We start from the raw sequence: 15,618 nt of genomic DNA, 5'->3' as shown, positions 1-15,618 counted from the left end.
ACCGTACAGAGAAGGTCTCACCGGGCACCGGGATCATCGACGCGGCAGACCCCGACAGCTGCCTGCTGACCATCGGCGGCGATTGACGACATCCGATTCGGACTGCATCGGGCTTTGCGGAAGATCCGCCAGGACTTGAGCCGTGCGACGCCGCGCTCGCCCGGTGCCCGGGCTGCGGACAGCGCGCGGTTGACGGTTTGCTGGGTGGGCGTCAGGTCGTGCGCACGGCCGGGCAGGGCGGGCGAGATCCACAGCAGTCGTCCGGCTGGATCGGTTACCACCTGGACGTTCACTCCGTGGCGTCGGTGTTTTTGTGAGAAGTCGGCCCGGCTGTCGCCGCCCCGGTCGTACTCTGCGAGGGTGCCGTCCAGCAGGACGTAGTCGGGGCCGGCTTCGCGCAGGGCGCGCAGCAGTTCGGGCACGCGGTCGGCGAGCAGGTCGACGAGGGCTGCCGTGTAGGCGTGCGGCTTATCTGTCGCAGGCGAACCTGCCGGCAAAATGATGTACCGCTCGTCCGTGAGCTGGCCGCCGCCGATGCCCCTTACCGGGTGCGGGTGGCGGTGACGTACCGGGTGCTCGGGCTGGCCCGCCAGCCCTCCCACCGGTGGCTGGCCCGGTCTGCCACCGACGCCGAACTGACCGAGGCATACCAGGCCAACGCTCTGTTCGACGCGCACCGCGACGATCCCGAGTTCGGGCACCGCTTCCTTCTCGACGAGGCCCACGCCGGCGGTGAGGCGATGGCCGAGCGGACCGCCTGGCGGATCTGCCAGGACAACGGCTGGTGGAGCGCCTTCGGCAAACGCAGGCGCCGGGGCGACCAGCTCGGCATCCACCTCAACCGCGGCTGCAAAGCGGCGAATCGTTTCGGCATCGCCGGCATGAAGGAGGTCTCGTCGCAGCGGCCATCGCCTGCGGCCTCACCGGCAAGGGCGCCACCATCGAAGAGCGGGTATGCGGGGGCGACGGAAGGGTCATCGATTTCCTGTCCAGTGTGAAGGGGTACCGCCGCAAGTACGATCTGCTCAGCGCCGTCGCACTGCCGCCCTTGGCGTCCCTGGCCCTTGGTGGAAGTAACCGTCCCTGTCCGCGGCTCCAAAGCCCCGCAGGGCCCCGCGCTGGTGTTCCCCACCCGCGCGTGGGCCCGCTTCGTGGAGTCCCTGTAGGTCAGATGCAGGTGCGCTTCTTGTACGTGGCGGCCCTCCAAGCATCGTCCAGGTAGAACCCGTACTGCCCACGCTCATTGCGCCGCACGGTGAAGTCGTGCGCGGCGCCGTTGTACTTGAGCTCCAGCTTCTTGCCGCTCGCGGTGCTGCCGGAGACGAACTTCAGCCGGCCTGCGGCCTTGGTGAAGGTGCCGTGGTCGGCCTTCTCGCTCGTGGGTATCCCCCAGCGGGACTGGAGCCTCCCTGTTTGATGAGCGGTGTTGCCGCCGAAGGCGCCGTCGACCTCGGAGTTCGTGAGCAGGCCCTCCGCCCACAGGACCTTCTGCCACAGGCAGGCGGCATTGGACCGCGGGTAGTAGTCGGCGGCCACCCTCTCGTCGGACCAGTCGTTGCGGAAGCTGCCACCACCGCTGATATAGCCGTCGGAGACGGCAGCTGAGGCGGGCAGCGTGCCCAGGGCCAGGGTGGCCCCGAGGGCGGCGCCCAGAACGGCGGTGGTGGCCAGGCGAGGCCTGGCAGTACGGATGGTCATGTGGTCCCTCCCCGTTGATGTCCCACCCGCCACTTTGGCGGCGGAGGGCGTGGGCCGGAACCTGAAAGGTTGTAGGTACACCGGACAGCGGTGACTCCGCAGAATGTCCGTGCGCCTGGGACTACCGGGCGCACGACCACTGGAGCAGCATCCGGGGGAAAGGGATCACCATGGGTATCCGAGCCAAGCTGGGCGCCGTTGCCGCCGCCGTCGGGACAGTCATGATCGCCGCCGCACCCGCGTCGGCCGGCGAGACCACCATCAAGCGCACCTGCGACGGCCGCGTGACCCAGTACGACGCCTACAGCAGCCGCACGCTGGCCTACACCCAGAAGACGGGCACGTCCTGCGACGGGCACGCCTGGGTCCGGGTCAAGACGAACGGCACATGGAAGAACTGGCTCCACAACAACGACAAGGCCACCATCGCGAACTCCACCGGGAACTTCCAGGCCTCCCAGCACAAGGGCTGTGCCGACTGCAAGGTCTACACCCTCACTCCCTGACCTCGTGGACCTCGTGAACCACCTCGGGCGTCCCGCGATCCTTTCCGGACCGCGCGACGCCGCCTCGACAGAGCACCAGGCCGGCCCCTACCTGCACCGCACGATCGCGGACATCGGTCACAACCTGCCGCAGGAGGCCCCCACCGTCTTCACCCGCCTCTGAGATCAGCGTCCGACACTTCCAGGACCCGTGGGCACGCAGGACGACGGTCCGGGCCTACGAGGTGGCAACGGCACGCGGCCGGGAGGGGCATGTCCCTCCCGGCCGCGCTGGTGTTCAGGTGTTCAGGACTCGCTGCGCTTGGGCAGGCGCCAGTTGGGGCGCGGGAAGTGGCAGGTGTAGCCGTCCGGGTAGCGCTGGAGGTAGTCCTGGTGCTCCGGCTCGGCCTCCCAGAACGCGCCGGCCGGCACGACCTCGGTCACCACCGGGCCCGGCCACAGCCCGGACGCCTCGACGTCGGCGATGGTGTCCTGCGCGATACGGCGCTGCTCGTCGTCGAGGTAGAAAATGGCGGAGCGGTAGCTGAGGCCGATGTCGTTGCCCTGGCGGTTCCTCGTGCTCGGGTCGTGGATCTGGAAGAAGTACTCCAGGATCGCGCGGTAGTCGGTGGCCGTGGGATCGAAGGTGATCTCGATCGACTCGGCGTGCTTTCCGTGGTCGCGGTAAGTGGCGTTGGGCTTGTCGTCGTCGCCGCTGTAGCCCACTCGGGTGCCCAGCACGCCGGGCAGTGAACGGATCAGCTCCTGCATGCCCCAGAAACAGCCGCCCGCCAGCAGTGCCCTCTCCTCGGCGTCGCTCATGGCATCTCACCTTTCCGTCCATGTCTGTTGCGCAGGGTCCAGGCTCGCACGCCGACCCGGAAACCCCCACCTAGTCACCATTTTGACAGGTGACGCATCGCATGACAACGTCATCACCTATCAGATCGGTGACGCCCGCCGGCCGGACCGTCCGGCCGCCCGCCATCGACACGCTCAGAGCGGGCAGGTGTCCATCCAGCGCGTGACCAGGGATGTGTCGTTCTGGTCGGCGTCCCGTACGGGACCGCACAGGAACGGGCTGAAACGGGTGTCGGCGCGCAGCCAGAGGCTGAGGAACGACACGATCCACTTGCCCTGCTTGGCCTTGTCGCCGTAGTCCGTCATCGGACACAGATGGTCGCCCGGAACCTCGATGTAGAGCTTCTCGGCCTGCGACATGGAGGTGTACCAGGGCACCGCGTAGGTGTTGCCGTGGGCGACGGCGTCGCTCTGACAGGTCAGGAAGAACGTGGGATCGGTGACCGCGGAGAAGTTCATGTTCGGGTAGTACGGGGCCGTCGGCACGCCCGCCCGGAAGCGCGGGTCGTCCCGGAGGGCCGCCATGACGCCACCGCCGCCCATCGAATGGCCGACGGCGCCGAGCGTGCCGTTGAGCTTCCCGGATACCGGGGTGCCGGCGGTGTTGCCGAGGGCGAGCAGCTGGGTGCCGGCGGCGGTGATCTGGCGGCCGCGCGATGCGGGGTCGTCGGTGAGCGTATTGGTTCCGACGTTGATGACGACGAAGCCCCAGGAGGCGAGGCGAGGTGCGAGCCATCGCAGGTTCTGCTGTGTTCCCTGGTAGCCCGGCATCAGTACGACACCCGGGTACGAGCCCCTGCTCGTGGGGTATGTGACCGTGCCCGAGCCGTACCCGCTCGGGCTGGGAACGGTGTAAGTGGCGGTGGTCAGCGGCCCGTTGGCGGCTTCCAGGGAAGCGGTCGTCGGGTCCGGGATGCCGTTGCCCGGAGGGGTGCCCGTGCCGGAGCCGTACACCTGGAACTCCCACAGCGAGTAGCCGTAGGCGGTGCCGCGCTGGGTGCCGTGGATGCGGACGTACCGGCCGCTGCCGTCGACGTCGAGGGTCTGCACGCCGCCGGTGCCGGTCGTGGTCGAGTGGATGGTGGTCCAGGCGGTGCCGTCGTCGGAGGTCTGGATCTGGAACGCGCGGGCGTACGCGGTCTCCCACCGCAGCACGACTTGGCTGATGGTGGCGTTGGCGCCCAGGTCGACTCGCAGCCACTGCCGGTCACCGAACGTGCTGGACCAGCGCGTCCTGGTGTCGCCGTCCACCGCCGCCGACGCGGGCGTGGACGCCTTCTCGGTGGACGAGGAGGTGGCGGGTTTGCCCTGGGACAGCAGGTCTGCGGCGGCCGCCGGTGGAGCGACGGCCGTCAGCAGGGTCAGCGCCAGGCCGATCGTGGTCGCCAGGGCGATCAGTGCTCTCACGGCACGGGGTCGGGTCCGTAACGGTGCGGGCGTATGAGGGGAGCTACTGGATGGACGCATTGCTCTACCTCCGGATAGCAGTGAGGTCGCGGTGACCGGACAGCGGGGTGCGCCTGCGGAAGAGGGAAGGGACCCCCGCGTGCGGCGGCTACCGGGACTGTGCGAAGAGCCAGTCGATGACCACGTCGTTCTCATACGTCTGGGCCCATGAGAGGTGTGGGTTCACCGGTGTCGTTCCGGCCGTGTAGCTCGTGAACAGGACGTGGCTGTGCGTGGCCCGGGCCTGCCGTATGAGCTCCCGGGACCGGGCCTCGAACTGTGCCTTCGGCAGATCGTTGGCCCACTCCCCCCGGCTGACGCGGGCACCGGCGGTCTCCAGCGCGTTCATCAGTGCCCAGGTTCCGGGCTTGCCGAACCTGCCCTCCCGGTAGGGGACGACCGGGTCGTCGACGGAGTGGTCGGCCCAGATCGGGATGTGCGTGATCCTTTCCATGATGGCCGGGTCGCCCCAGCCGGCCGTGGGCAGGGCGGCCGCGAACGTGTCGGGGCGCTTGGCCAGCAGGCTGTAGGTACCGCGCCCGCCCGAGGACAGGCCCACGAGATAGAGCCGGGATGTGTCCACGGTGCGGGGGTGCTCGCTCACGAAGGTGTCGATGAGTTCGATCAGAGCGGCCTGGACCTTGGCGTCGGTCCAGTCCGTGCCGTCGGGTCCGTCCATGGGACGGGGCAGGGGGACCTGCGGGGAGAGGACGAACGCCGGGTCGCGGCGCTGTCGTTCCGGTTTGGCGAAGGTGACCGCGATCCGGTTGCCGGTGAGCTGGGTCATGTTGTTGTCCGCGACTTCGCCGCCGCCGTGCAGGGTGACGACGAGCGGGTATCGCGTGCGTGTCTGCGGGTTCCGTACGAATCCCTCGGGCTGGTACAGCCGGAAGTCCAGTTCGAAACCTGCGGAGTCGGTGAACGAACCGGCGCTGAAGTCGTCGACCACGGGAGTGATGACGTCGTCGTTCCGGCTCGCGAACGGGCCCGCCTTGAGCACTGGTTCGCCGTCCGAGCCGTGCACGTCGGCCACTTGTCTGACGGAGTAGGCGCGGTCGAGCGGGTAGGGGTCGGTGCCCGCGGCGCGTGCGTTGGAGTCGTTGGGGTCGAGTTCGATGACCAGGCGGTCCCCCGGCCGTCCCGGGTGAGATCGGTGATCCGTTGCGGCGGTGGTGCCGGAGTAGATCCGGGTCACCGTGCGAGCCGCCGTTTGTCCGCCCACGGTGGCCTTCACCTCGAAGGCCGAGGGCGGGATTGCTCCGCCGCGCAGGTCAACAGGGTGCGCGTACTGGAGGACGACGGCGATCACCAGCCAGTTGTTCCTGGGCGTCACCTGCGTGACAAGGTCCGTTCGCAGGACCGGATTGCGCCCGGTGGCCGCTTGTCGTCCTCGGGATGCGGCCGTCGTGGTGTCGGCGGCCGAGGCGGTCGCCGTACTCACGGCCGGCGCCGCGACCGCACCTGCTGCGACCGCGAGCGCCGTACGTCTGGTCATCCGTCTCATGGATCCTCGTCTCCGTATCGGACTTGTGGGGTACCCGCACGGGTGCGCCGTCGCGCGAGGGGCGTGCCGACTCGGCTCGCAGAGCCCGGCGTCCGCTGGGCAGGTCGAGGTGTTACGCGAGAGTTTCGAAGCATTGGCGGATCGGCGTCCAGCATCGAACCGAGATCTGTGCATGCGTTAAGCGCATCAATCCCAATGGGGCCGGCGGAGGCAGGCAGACAGCGGATGAATCTGTGCGCTTTCTGTGAAGGTCGGCAACTTCCTGTCCGTCGTCGGCAACTGGGGGAGATAGCGGCTCGATCTTGCAGAGCGGATGAGCAATGAAGAAGCAGCAGGTCCCACACCACCGCCGACGCAACCTCCGGCCGGCAGTGGGTACGCCGCTGGCGGTGGCGGCCGCGGGCGTCCTCGCCTACGGCACGGTCTTCGGGGAGTTCGGCGACGACGCCCGGCCCGAGAGGCGCACCCAACTACACCATCGATCCGGCGTACTTGAAGCGGGTCAAGCAGGTGGTCGACCAGGCACTCGACAGCGGTTTCTACGTGATACTCGACATCCACCACGACTCCTGGCAGTGGGCCGACTCCATGTCCACCGACCACGACAAGGTGCTCACCCGCTTCAACGCCACCTGGACCCAGATCGCCACCTCTTTCCGGAACGAGTCCGCCAAGCTGGTCTTCGAGAGCATCAACGAGCCCCGGTTCGAGAGCGCCGACAACACCCGGAAGGCGGAACTGCTCAACGAGCTGAACAGGTCGTTCCACAGCATCGTGCGCAAGTCGGGCGGCAACAACACCAAGCGCCTGCTCATGCTGCCCACCGAGGTCTGCACACCGGACCAGCGGCTGATGAACAACCTCGCCACCACGATCAAGTCGCTGCACGACCCGCGGCTGATCGCCACCGTGCACTACTACGGCTACTTCCCGTTCAGCGTGAACGTCGCCGGCACGACTCGCTTCGACACCACGGTTCAGAAGGACCTGAGCCAGACCTTCAAGCGGATACACGACACCTTCGTCGCCAAGAACATCCCCGTCGTCATCGGGGAGTACGGGCTGCTCGGCTACGACCACGGCCCCGGCGCCGTGGAACGCGGGGAGATGCAGAAGTACTTCGAGGCGTTCGGCCACACCGCCCGCACCAACAAGGTCACCACCGTCCTGTGGGACAACGGCGCCTTCTTCGACCGCGACAAGCTGCGGTGGAAGGACGCCGGGATGTACGGCCAGATCAAGTCGAGCTGGAGCACGCGCTCGGCCACCGCCTCCACGGACAACGTGTTCGTGCCGAAGACCGGCCGCGTCAAGGACCGCACGCTCACCCTGAACCTGAACGGAGCCACCTTCAAGGCTCTCAAGCACGGCACGGCGAAGCTGGTCAACCGCAAGGACTACACCCTGGCCGGCAACCGGCTGACGTTGAAGGCGGCAGCGCTCACCCGGCTCGTCGGGAACCGCGCCCATGGTGTCAACGCGACGCTTCAGGCCGAGTTCTCCCGGGGCGTCCCTGGCGGATCCAGGTGATCACCCAGGAGACTCCGGTGCAGTCGGACACGACCGGGACGACGAACGCGTTCCGGATCCCCACGCAGTTCCGGGGTGACGTGCTGGCGACGATGGAGGCCACCTACGCGGACGGCGGCAACGCCGGCCCGACCAGCTGGACTCCCTACCAGCAGTTCAACACCGCGTTCGCACCGGACAAGGCCACGAACAGCATCCGGCTCACTCCCGCCTTCCTCGACGCGGTGAAGGGCGACACGCGCGTGAAGCTCACCTTCCACTTCTGGAGCGGTGCCACCACGACGTACTACGTGACCAAGTCGGGAAGCACGGTGACCGGCTCGACATCCTGAACGAAGGCGGTGTTCAGGAATGGGGTGACTTCCCGCTCCGAGGCGCGATGTGACTGAATGCCGCACACCCGACACAGCCGGCGATGTACGCAAGATTCGTCCAGGATCGCGATCGAAGCGGGATCCATTCCAGGGTCAACGCCTTAAGCGACCGTGCGCGCGAGCGCAGATGGCGGGGCGAAGCAGAGTCCTCCTGGCATGCCGATCCAACGAAACATTTCGATGTGAAAACCGAATCATGCGGAAGGTATTGACGGGATGTATCGGCCTTCTATCATCCAGAGTGCTCGATGTGTCGGTTGCACTCCGACATCACGAACGGCACCTGCCGCTCAGTCCTGAGACTGACGGCTGCTCCACGCGCCAACCCCAACGGCCCGGCCGCGCAAGGAGAACGCCATGGATATGTCATGCCCTCATCAGCAATGGGATCGCCGTCGAGCGCTGGCCGCGGCCACCGGTCTGGTGGCGGGTTCCCTTCTTCCCCTGGTCGGAGCCGGGCGCGGCGCAGCGGCCCCCGGCCTCGTGCCAGGGTCCGGCCTCGCGGCCGCGGCGCAGTACACGAACCCGGTCATCTGGCAGGACTTCGCGGACATCGACGTCATCCGCGTCGGCGCCACCTACTACGCCTCGGCCTCCACGATGCACTACTCGCCCGGCGCACCCGTCCTGCGCTCGTACGACCTGGTGAACTGGGAGATCGCCGGACACTCGGTGCCGAGCCTCGACTTCGGTACCAAGTACGACCTGAACGGCGGTCGTGGCTACGTCCGGGGCATCTGGGCGTCATCGCTGGCCCACCGTCCGAGCAACGGAACCTTCTACTGGCTCGGCCAGATCGACTTCGCCCGAACGTACATCTACACCGCCACGGCCGTCGAGGGACCGTGGAACAGGCTCACCACGATCAGCACGCCCTACTACGACGCCGGGCTGCTCGTGGACAGCGACGACACCCTGTACGTGGCGTACGGCAACACCACCATCAGCGTGGCCCAACTCTCCCCCGACGGCCGCACCCAGGTCCGCGCACAGCAGGTGTTCACCACACCGTCGAGTGTCGGAACCCTGGAGGGCGCGCGCTTCTACAAGATCAACGGGCAGTACTACATCTTCCTGACCCGGCCCGCGAACGGCCAGTACATCCTCAAGTCGTCGAGCGGCCCCTTCGGTCCGTACACGATGCGCCAGGTCCTCCTCGACCTGCGCGGGCCCATCCCCGGCGGCGGCGTCCCGCACCAGGGCGGGCTGGTGCAGACGCAGAGCGGGGCCTGGTACTACCTGGCCTTCGTGGACGCCTACCCCGGCGGCCGGGTCCCTGCCCTGGCGCCCATCACCTGGACCTCGGACGGCTGGCCCGTCGTGCAGCTCGTCAACGGCGCGTGGGGCCAGTCGTATCCCAGCCCGATCGTGCCCGCTCCACCCCGGCAGGTCACTCCCATGATCGGCGTCGACACCTTCGACGGCACGGTGCTGAAGCCGAAGTGGGAGTGGAACCACAACCCGGACAACACCAGGTGGTCGGTGAACAACGGCCTCACCCTGCGGACCGCGACCGTCACCAACGATCTGTACTGGGCCCGCAACACCCTCACCCACCGCATCCAGGGCCCCACCTCCACGGCCACCGTCGATCTCGACTTCTCGGCGATGCGCGACGGCGACCGGGCCGGGCTCGCGCTGCTGCGTGACTCCTCCGCCTGGATCGGTGTCAAGCGCGACGGTGGCGTGACGCGGGTGGTGATGGTCAACCGGCTGACCATGGACGGCAACTGGAACACCACCGGCACCGGCACCGAGGTCGCGAGCGCGACCGTGACCGGCAGCCGCGTCCGGCTGCGCGCGGCCGCGGACATCCGCCCTGGCGCCGCACGCCCGGGAACCTTCTCCTTCAGCACCGACGGCACCAACTTCGTCCGCCTCGGCCCGTCCTTCTCCATGGGCAACGACTGGCGGTTCTTCATGGGGTACCGATTCGCTCTCTTCAACCACGCCACCCAGGCACTCGGCGGCGCGGTCCGCGTCCAGCGGTTCGAGCTGTCCACGCCCTGACCCGATCCCCCCCGGCCGCCGATCCCATCGATCGCACCAACTCAACCCCCCTCCCCCCGCACGAGGAGAACCATGAACCCGCTGAAACGGCTCGGTCGTCGCCGGGCCTCGGTGTTATCCCTGCTGGCCTTGGCCGCCCTGGTGGCGCCGGAGGCCGCGACCGCCGCGTCCAAAGCTCCCGTGGCGCCCGCAGCGTCCAAAGCGCCAGCGGCGCCCGACGGCGTGCGAGCCTCCACCCTCGGCGCGCAAGCCGCCCAGTCCGGACGGTACTTCGGGACAGCGGTGGCCGCCGGCAGGCTCGGCGACGGCACGTACACCGGCATCCTGGACCGCGAGTTCAACTCGGTGACAGCTGAGAACGAGATGAAGTGGGACGCGACCGAGCGCTCTCGCGGGCAGTTCTCCTTCGGCGCCGCCGACCAGATCATGAACCGGGCGGCGGCCCGCGGTCAGCGCATGCGGGGCCACACGCTGGTGTGGCACTCCCAGTTGCCCGACTGGGTCAAGGCCATCAGGGACGCGAACACACTGCGCGGCGTGATGAACAACCACATCACCACGGTGATGAACCGCTACAAGGGCCGGATCCACTCCTGGGACGTGGTCAACGAGGCCTTCGCCGACGGCGGCAGCGGCCAGCTGCGCGGCTCGGTCTTCCGGGACGTGCTGGGCAACGGCTTCCTCGAGCAGGCGTTCCGCACGGCCCGGACGGCCGACCCGGCGGCCAAGCTCTGTTACAACGACTACAGCATCGAGAACTGGAACGACGCCAAGACCCAGGGCGTGTACCGCATGGTGCGCGACTTCAAGGCGCGCGGCGTGCCCATCGACTGCGTGGGCCTCCAGGCCCACTTCGGCGCCGGCGGCCCGCCCGCCAGCTTCCAGACGACGCTGTCGAGCTTCGCCGCCCTCGGCGTGGACGTACAGATCACCGAACTGGACATCGCGCAGGCGTCGCCGAACGCGTACGCGAACACCGTCCGGGCCTGCATGAACGTGCCTCGCTGCACCGGCATCACCGTCTGGGGCATCCGCGACAGCGACTCCTGGCGCAGTGGCGAGAACCCCCTGCTGTTCGACCGCGGGGGAAACAAGAAGCCGGCCTACCAGTCGGTGCTGACCTCCATGGGCGGTGCCCGCGCGGCGAAGCAGACGGACGCCCCCGCGCCCCGGTCCGCCGCCGCGCTGCCCTCCCGCTTCTCCTGGAGCTCCAGCGGGACGCTGATCTCGCCGAAGTCGGACGCCACCCACAACATCGCCGGGATCAAGGATCCGACGGTCGTCCAGTACAACGGCAAGTACCACGTGTTCGCCAGTACCGCGAGCTCCTCCGGATACAACCTGGTGTACCTGAACTTCAGTGACTGGTCACAGGCCGGCTCGGCCACACACCACTATCTGGACCGCACCTCCATCGGACGCGGGTACCGGGCCGCGCCGCAGGTCTTCTACAACGCGCCGCAGCGCCTGTGGTACCTCGTGTACCAGACCGGCAACGCGTCGTACTCCACGAACCCGGACATCAGCAATCCGAACGGGTGGAGCGCCCCGCGCAACTTCTACTCGTCGATGCCCGACATCATCAGGCAGAACATCGGCAACGGGCACTGGGTCGACATGTGGGTGATCTGCGACAGCGCCAACTGCTACCTGTTCTCCTCCGACGACAACGGCCACTTGTACCGCTCCCAGACGACCGTCGGCCAGTTCCCGAACGGCTTCACCAACACCGTCATCGCGGCCCAGGACTCCAAGTTCGCCATGTTCGAGGCGAGCAACGTGTACAAGGTGCAGGGCTCCAACCAGTACCTGCTTCTCGTCGAGGCCATCGGGTCGGACGGCCGACGCTACTTCCGCTCCTGGACGACGAGCAACCTCGCCGGCTCCTGGACGCAACTGGCCGCGTCCGAGGGCAACCCCTTCGCCAGGTCGAACAACGTCGCCTTCCCCTCGGGAGGCTGGACCAGGGACATCAGCCACGGCGAGATGATCCGCGCCGGGTACGACCAGACGCTCACCATCCCCTCCTGCCGGCTCCAGTACCTCTACCAGGGCATGAACCCGAACGCGGGCGGCGACTACAACCTGCTGCCGTGGCGGCTCGGCCTCCTCACCCAGACCAACTCGACCTGCTGACCGACCGTGCCGTGGGGGGCGCTGCCGATGGGAGCGCCCCCCACCCCCACATCGACCATCCGACGCATCCCCCTGCCCCTCAGAGAACCGAGGTACCGTCATGCGCCGCAGACTGCTCGCCCTGGCGGCAGCGCTCTCCTCGCTGCCGCTGGCGCTCGCCGCCGCGCCGCCCGCGCACGCGGCCGATCCGACGACCATGACCAACGGGTTCTACGTGGACCCCGACTCCAGCGCGAAGCGGTGGACCGCCGCGAACCCCGGTGACGGCCGGGCGTCTGCGATCAACTCCTCCATCGCCAACACCCCGACCGCCCGCTGGTTCGGCTCCTGGAGCGGCACCATAGGCAGCGCGACCGGTTCGTACGTGGGCGCCGCGGACGCCCGGGACAAGCTGCCCCTCCTCGTCGCCTACAACATCTACCACCGCGACTACTGCGGCGGGCACTCCGCGGGCGGAGCCTCCTCGCCGTCCGCCTACCGCAACTGGATCGCCCAGTTCGCGGGTGGGATCGCGGGGCGCCCGGCCCTCGTCCTCCTCGAACCGGACTCCCTCGGGGACTACGGCTGTATGAACCAGGCCCAGATCGACGAACGCGAGGCCATGCTCACCGGGGCGCTCGCCGAGTTCAACCGCCAGGCTCCCAACACCTGGGTCTATCTCGACGCCGGCAACCCGGCCTGGGCGAGCGCGGCGGCCATGGCCCAGCGCCTCCACGAAGCCGGCGTCCGACAGGCGCACGGCTTCTCGCTCAACATCTCCAACTACCTGACCACGGCCGAGAACACCGCGTACGGCAACGCCGTCAACAGGGAACTGAGCGCCCGGTACGGCTACACCAAGCCGTTCGTGGTGGACACCAGCCGCAACGGCAACGGCTCCAACGGCCAGTGGTGCAACCCCTCGGGCCGCCGTATCGGCACCCCCACCATGCTGGGCGGAGGCGCCGAGATGCTGTTGTGGATCAAGGTTCCGGGTGAGTCCGACGGCAACTGCGGCGTGGGAGCCGGTTCCTCGGCCGGACAGTTCCTGCCCGAGGTCGCCTACAAGATGATCCACGGCTACTGAGTCGCAGCGGCAGAGCGTCGACGTGCGCCCAGACATCGCATGTCTGGGCGCGCGTAATACACACAAAAGGTGCAACAAGTGGCGCAAACCTCTCGGACATGTGGTGCTTTCATCCCTGCACCCTGGTTGACATCCCATGGCGACATGGTCGACCTTCTTCCGTGGCCCTGCATTCCCCCCACCCCCTTCCGCATCAGGGATGTGTCCATGTCGAGCTCGATCAACAGACGCCAGCTGCTGGCCTCCGCCACCGGCGTGGCCGCGGCGGCCGTTGCGGGAGATGTGTTCGGTGCCGCGGTCGCCGAGGCGGCGCCCAGCACGTACACGCCCGACTGGAACTCGGTCGACCAGCACCCGCCGGCTCCGGAGTGGTTCCAGGACGCGAAGTTCGGGATCTACTTCCACTGGGGCGTCTTCAGCGTCCCCGCCTTCGGCAACGAGTGGTACCCGCGCAACATGTACGAGAGTGGGAACAACGCCAACCAGCACCACATCGCGACCTACGGCCGGCCATCGGCGTGGCCGTACCACAACTTCATCAACGGAGCACGGGACCTGGCGGGCAACACCGTGGAGTTCGCCCCGAAGCTGAAGTCGGCCGGCGGGAAGTTCGACCCCGAGGAGTGGGTGCAGCTGTTCGTCGACGCCGGCGCCAGGTTCGCCGGCCCGGTCGCCGAGCACCACGACGGCTTCTCCATGTGGGACAGCCAGGCCAACGAGTGGAACTCGGTGGACAAGGGCCCTCGTCTCGACCTGCTGCGGCTGTTCTCCACGGCCATCCGCGCCAAGGGCCTGAAGCTGCTGGTGGCCATGCACCACGCGTACAACTTCACCGGCTTCTACGAGTTCGCCCCCGCTCAGACCGACAGCAGCCTCAAGAAGCTCTACGGACAACTGGATTCGGCCGCGGCGAACCAACTCTGGTTCGACAAGCTCAAAGAGGTCGTCGACCGCGCCCAGCCCGACATCCTGTGGCAGGACTTCAATCTGGACGCCGTCGACGAGCAACAGCGCCTGAACTTCCTGGCGTACTACTACAACCAGGCGGACAGCTGGGGCCGCGAGGTCGTCACCACGTACAAGGACGGCATGAACGGCAAGGGCGAGGTGTTCGACTACGAGCGCGGCGGCCCGGCCGATCTCACCACCCCGTACTGGCTGACCGACGACAGCGTCTCCAGCAGCAGCTGGTGCTACACCCGGGGCATCGGCTACTACACCGCCCAGCAGATGCTGCACTCGTTCCTCGACCGGGTCAGCAAGAACGGCAACGTGCTGCTCAACATCGCGCCGATGGCCGACGGCACCATCCCCCAGGCGCAGAAGGACATCCTGCTCGCCATCGGAGACCACCTGAAGCGCTTCGGCGAGTCGGTGTACGCGACCCGCGCCTGGACGGCGTACGGCGAGGGCCCGACGAAGATGGGCGGCGGTTCCTTCACCACCCCGCACGCCGGCACCCCGCAGGACATCCGCTTCACCCGCAACAAGGCCGACAACGTCCTGTACGCCACCGCCCTGGGCTGGCCCGGCAGTTCGCTGACGATCAAGACCCTCGGCTCGGACCGGATCAACCTCTCGTCGCTGGTCTCGGTGAAGCTCCTCGGGACCAGCGCCGACACCTACATCGACCTGCCCACGCCCCTCCAGAGCGCCTCCGGTCTCACGATCACCCTGCCGTCCTCCGCGCCGTACAGCGCCAACGCCTACGTCCTGAAGCTCACCTTCTCCGGCGCGATCCCCGGATTGCGGCCGCTGGCCGGCGCCATCGCCTTCACGGACGTCAACTACACCGGCGAGGCCGCCGTCCTCACCGTCGGCGACTACACCGCGGCCGACCTGACCGCGGCCGGACCGGGCCCGCGCACCCTGTCCTCCCTCCGGCCGGCCCCCGGCTACCAGGTGATCGGCTACTCCGGAGACGACTTCTCCGGCACCTCCTGGACGTTCACCGCCGACAACCCCGACCTCAGGAGCACCGGCAACAACGACCGGATCGCCTCGCTGAGGGTCCAGTTCGATCCGGCGACGCACTTCCGGATCACCAACGCCACCAACGGCCTCGCCCTGGACAGCGGTGGCAACGTCGCCTCCGGCTCCGGCCTCAAGCAGTGGACCTGGAACGGCGACAGCAACCTCCAGTGGCGGGCGGAGTGGGTCGAGGGCGGCTACTACCGGCTGGTCAACCGCACCAACGGCATGGTCGCCGACGGCTGGGGCGCCACCGCCGACGGCTCCGCCGCCCGGCAGGCCGCCTGGAACGGCGGCACCAACCAGCAGTGGACCATCACCCACCGGGGCGGCGACCGCTACTCGATCGCCAACCGCACCACCGGCCTGGTCCTGGACGGCGGCGGCAACGTCTCCTCGGGCTCCGGCACCAAGCAGTGGACCTACGGCAGCAGCACCAACCTGTTGTGGAGCTTCACCGCGCTGTAGCCGAACGCGATCCCGCAGCGGGGCAGGCCACACTCAGCGAAAGGGACACGAATGCGAAGAGCCGGCATG

13 protein-coding genes and 1 pseudogene are annotated in these 15,618 nt (G+C 68.0%); 9 read left to right on the top strand and 5 right to left on the bottom strand.

Going from position 1 to position 15,618, the window contains the following annotated elements; translation table 11 throughout:
• Positions 1–17: 17 nt before the first annotated feature.
• A pseudogene (locus SLINC_RS43820) lies at positions 18–464 on the bottom strand (transposase family protein); the annotation flags it as partial.
• A 603-nt stretch (positions 465–1,067) separates the two neighbouring features.
• Here SLINC_RS43820 and SLINC_RS46845 point away from each other — a divergent pair.
• Entirely contained in the window at positions 1,068–1,166 is a 99-nt protein-coding gene (locus SLINC_RS46845) for a DUF397 domain-containing protein (RefSeq protein WP_159425410.1), read from the top strand.
• A 1-nt stretch (position 1,167) separates the two neighbouring features.
• Here SLINC_RS46845 and SLINC_RS43810 read toward each other — a convergent pair whose 3' ends face one another.
• Complete coding sequence (locus SLINC_RS43810; protein ID WP_067444026.1) at positions 1,168–1,698, bottom strand: hypothetical protein; 531 nt, start codon at positions 1,696–1,698, stop codon at positions 1,168–1,170.
• Between the two features lie 170 nt (positions 1,699–1,868).
• Here SLINC_RS43810 and SLINC_RS43805 point away from each other — a divergent pair, with 170 nt between their 5' ends.
• Complete coding sequence (locus tag SLINC_RS43805; RefSeq protein WP_067444024.1) at positions 1,869–2,204, top strand: hypothetical protein; 336 nt, start codon at positions 1,869–1,871, stop codon at positions 2,202–2,204.
• Between the two features lie 4 nt (positions 2,205–2,208).
• Complete coding sequence (locus SLINC_RS48300; protein WP_159425409.1) at positions 2,209–2,367, top strand: hypothetical protein; 159 nt, start codon at positions 2,209–2,211, stop codon at positions 2,365–2,367.
• Positions 2,368–2,489: 122 nt separating this feature from the next.
• On the opposite strand, the gene msrA is transcribed toward SLINC_RS48300, so the two are convergent.
• From msrA to SLINC_RS43790, 3 genes are all read right to left on the bottom strand, one after another.
• Positions 2,490–3,005, bottom strand: coding sequence for a peptide-methionine (S)-S-oxide reductase MsrA (gene msrA / locus SLINC_RS43800; protein ID WP_067444022.1), 516 nt, complete (start codon positions 3,003–3,005; stop codon positions 2,490–2,492).
• 174 nt (positions 3,006–3,179) lie between these two features.
• Positions 3,180–4,451, bottom strand: coding sequence for a poly(ethylene terephthalate) hydrolase family protein (locus SLINC_RS43795; RefSeq protein WP_067444020.1), 1,272 nt, complete (start codon positions 4,449–4,451; stop codon positions 3,180–3,182).
• A 148-nt stretch (positions 4,452–4,599) separates the two neighbouring features.
• Complete coding sequence (locus SLINC_RS43790; protein ID WP_237282031.1) at positions 4,600–5,985, bottom strand: prolyl oligopeptidase family serine peptidase; 1,386 nt, start codon at positions 5,983–5,985, stop codon at positions 4,600–4,602.
• A gap of 501 nt (positions 5,986–6,486) precedes the next feature.
• Between SLINC_RS43790 and SLINC_RS43785 the strand changes: the two genes are divergently transcribed.
• The 6 genes from SLINC_RS43785 (at position 6,487) to SLINC_RS43760 (ending at position 15,549) form a co-directional block, all read left to right on the top strand.
• Complete coding sequence (locus SLINC_RS43785) at positions 6,487–7,524, top strand: cellulase family glycosylhydrolase (RefSeq protein ID WP_067444015.1); 1,038 nt, start codon at positions 6,487–6,489, stop codon at positions 7,522–7,524.
• Positions 7,525–7,541: 17 nt separating this feature from the next.
• Positions 7,542–7,856 carry a hypothetical protein gene (locus tag SLINC_RS49795; RefSeq protein ID WP_237282030.1) on the top strand — a complete coding sequence of 105 codons (315 nt, stop codon included), beginning with the start codon at positions 7,542–7,544 and terminating at the stop codon, positions 7,854–7,856.
• A 405-nt stretch (positions 7,857–8,261) separates the two neighbouring features.
• Positions 8,262–9,908 (top strand): glycoside hydrolase family 43 protein, encoded by a 1,647-nt coding sequence (locus SLINC_RS43775; protein WP_107406766.1) that lies wholly within the window; start codon positions 8,262–8,264, stop codon positions 9,906–9,908.
• Between the two features lie 72 nt (positions 9,909–9,980).
• A complete protein-coding gene (locus SLINC_RS43770; RefSeq protein WP_067444009.1) occupies positions 9,981–12,044 on the top strand; it encodes a glycoside hydrolase in 2,064 nt (687 codons plus the stop codon).
• Positions 12,045–12,144: 100 nt separating this feature from the next.
• Positions 12,145–13,110: a glycoside hydrolase family 6 protein gene (locus SLINC_RS43765; protein WP_067444007.1), complete on the top strand. Its 966-nt coding sequence runs from the start codon at positions 12,145–12,147 to the stop codon at positions 13,108–13,110.
• A gap of 207 nt (positions 13,111–13,317) precedes the next feature.
• Positions 13,318–15,549 carry an alpha-L-fucosidase gene (locus tag SLINC_RS43760; protein WP_067444005.1) on the top strand — a complete coding sequence of 744 codons (2,232 nt, stop codon included), beginning with the start codon at positions 13,318–13,320 and terminating at the stop codon, positions 15,547–15,549.
• Positions 15,550–15,618: the final 69 nt, after the last annotated feature.

This window comes from Streptomyces lincolnensis (assembly GCF_001685355.1).
In the GTDB taxonomy this organism is placed as follows: Bacteria; Actinomycetota; Actinomycetes; order Streptomycetales; family Streptomycetaceae; genus Streptomyces; species Streptomyces lincolnensis.
Note: the sequence above shows the minus strand (reverse complement) of the source record. Positions and strands in the feature narration are given on the sequence as shown.

Excerpts from the sequence above, each read along its gene's own strand:
- SLINC_RS43810 (WP_067444026.1), bottom strand. The coding sequence starts at position 1,698 with ATGACCATCCGTACTGCCAGGCCTCGCCTGGCCACCACCGCCGTTCTG.
- SLINC_RS43805 (WP_067444024.1), top strand. The coding sequence starts at position 1,869 with ATGGGTATCCGAGCCAAGCTGGGCGCCGTTGCCGCCGCCGTCGGGACA.
- msrA (WP_067444022.1), bottom strand. The coding sequence starts at position 3,005 with ATGAGCGACGCCGAGGAGAGGGCACTGCTGGCGGGCGGCTGTTTCTGG.
- SLINC_RS43790 (WP_237282031.1), bottom strand. The coding sequence starts at position 5,985 with ATGACCAGACGTACGGCGCTCGCGGTCGCAGCAGGTGCGGTCGCGGCG.
- SLINC_RS43775 (WP_107406766.1), top strand. The coding sequence starts at position 8,262 with ATGTCATGCCCTCATCAGCAATGGGATCGCCGTCGAGCGCTGGCCGCG.
- SLINC_RS43770 (WP_067444009.1), top strand. The coding sequence starts at position 9,981 with ATGAACCCGCTGAAACGGCTCGGTCGTCGCCGGGCCTCGGTGTTATCC.
- SLINC_RS43765 (WP_067444007.1), top strand. The coding sequence starts at position 12,145 with ATGCGCCGCAGACTGCTCGCCCTGGCGGCAGCGCTCTCCTCGCTGCCG.
- SLINC_RS43760 (WP_067444005.1), top strand. The coding sequence starts at position 13,318 with ATGTCGAGCTCGATCAACAGACGCCAGCTGCTGGCCTCCGCCACCGGC.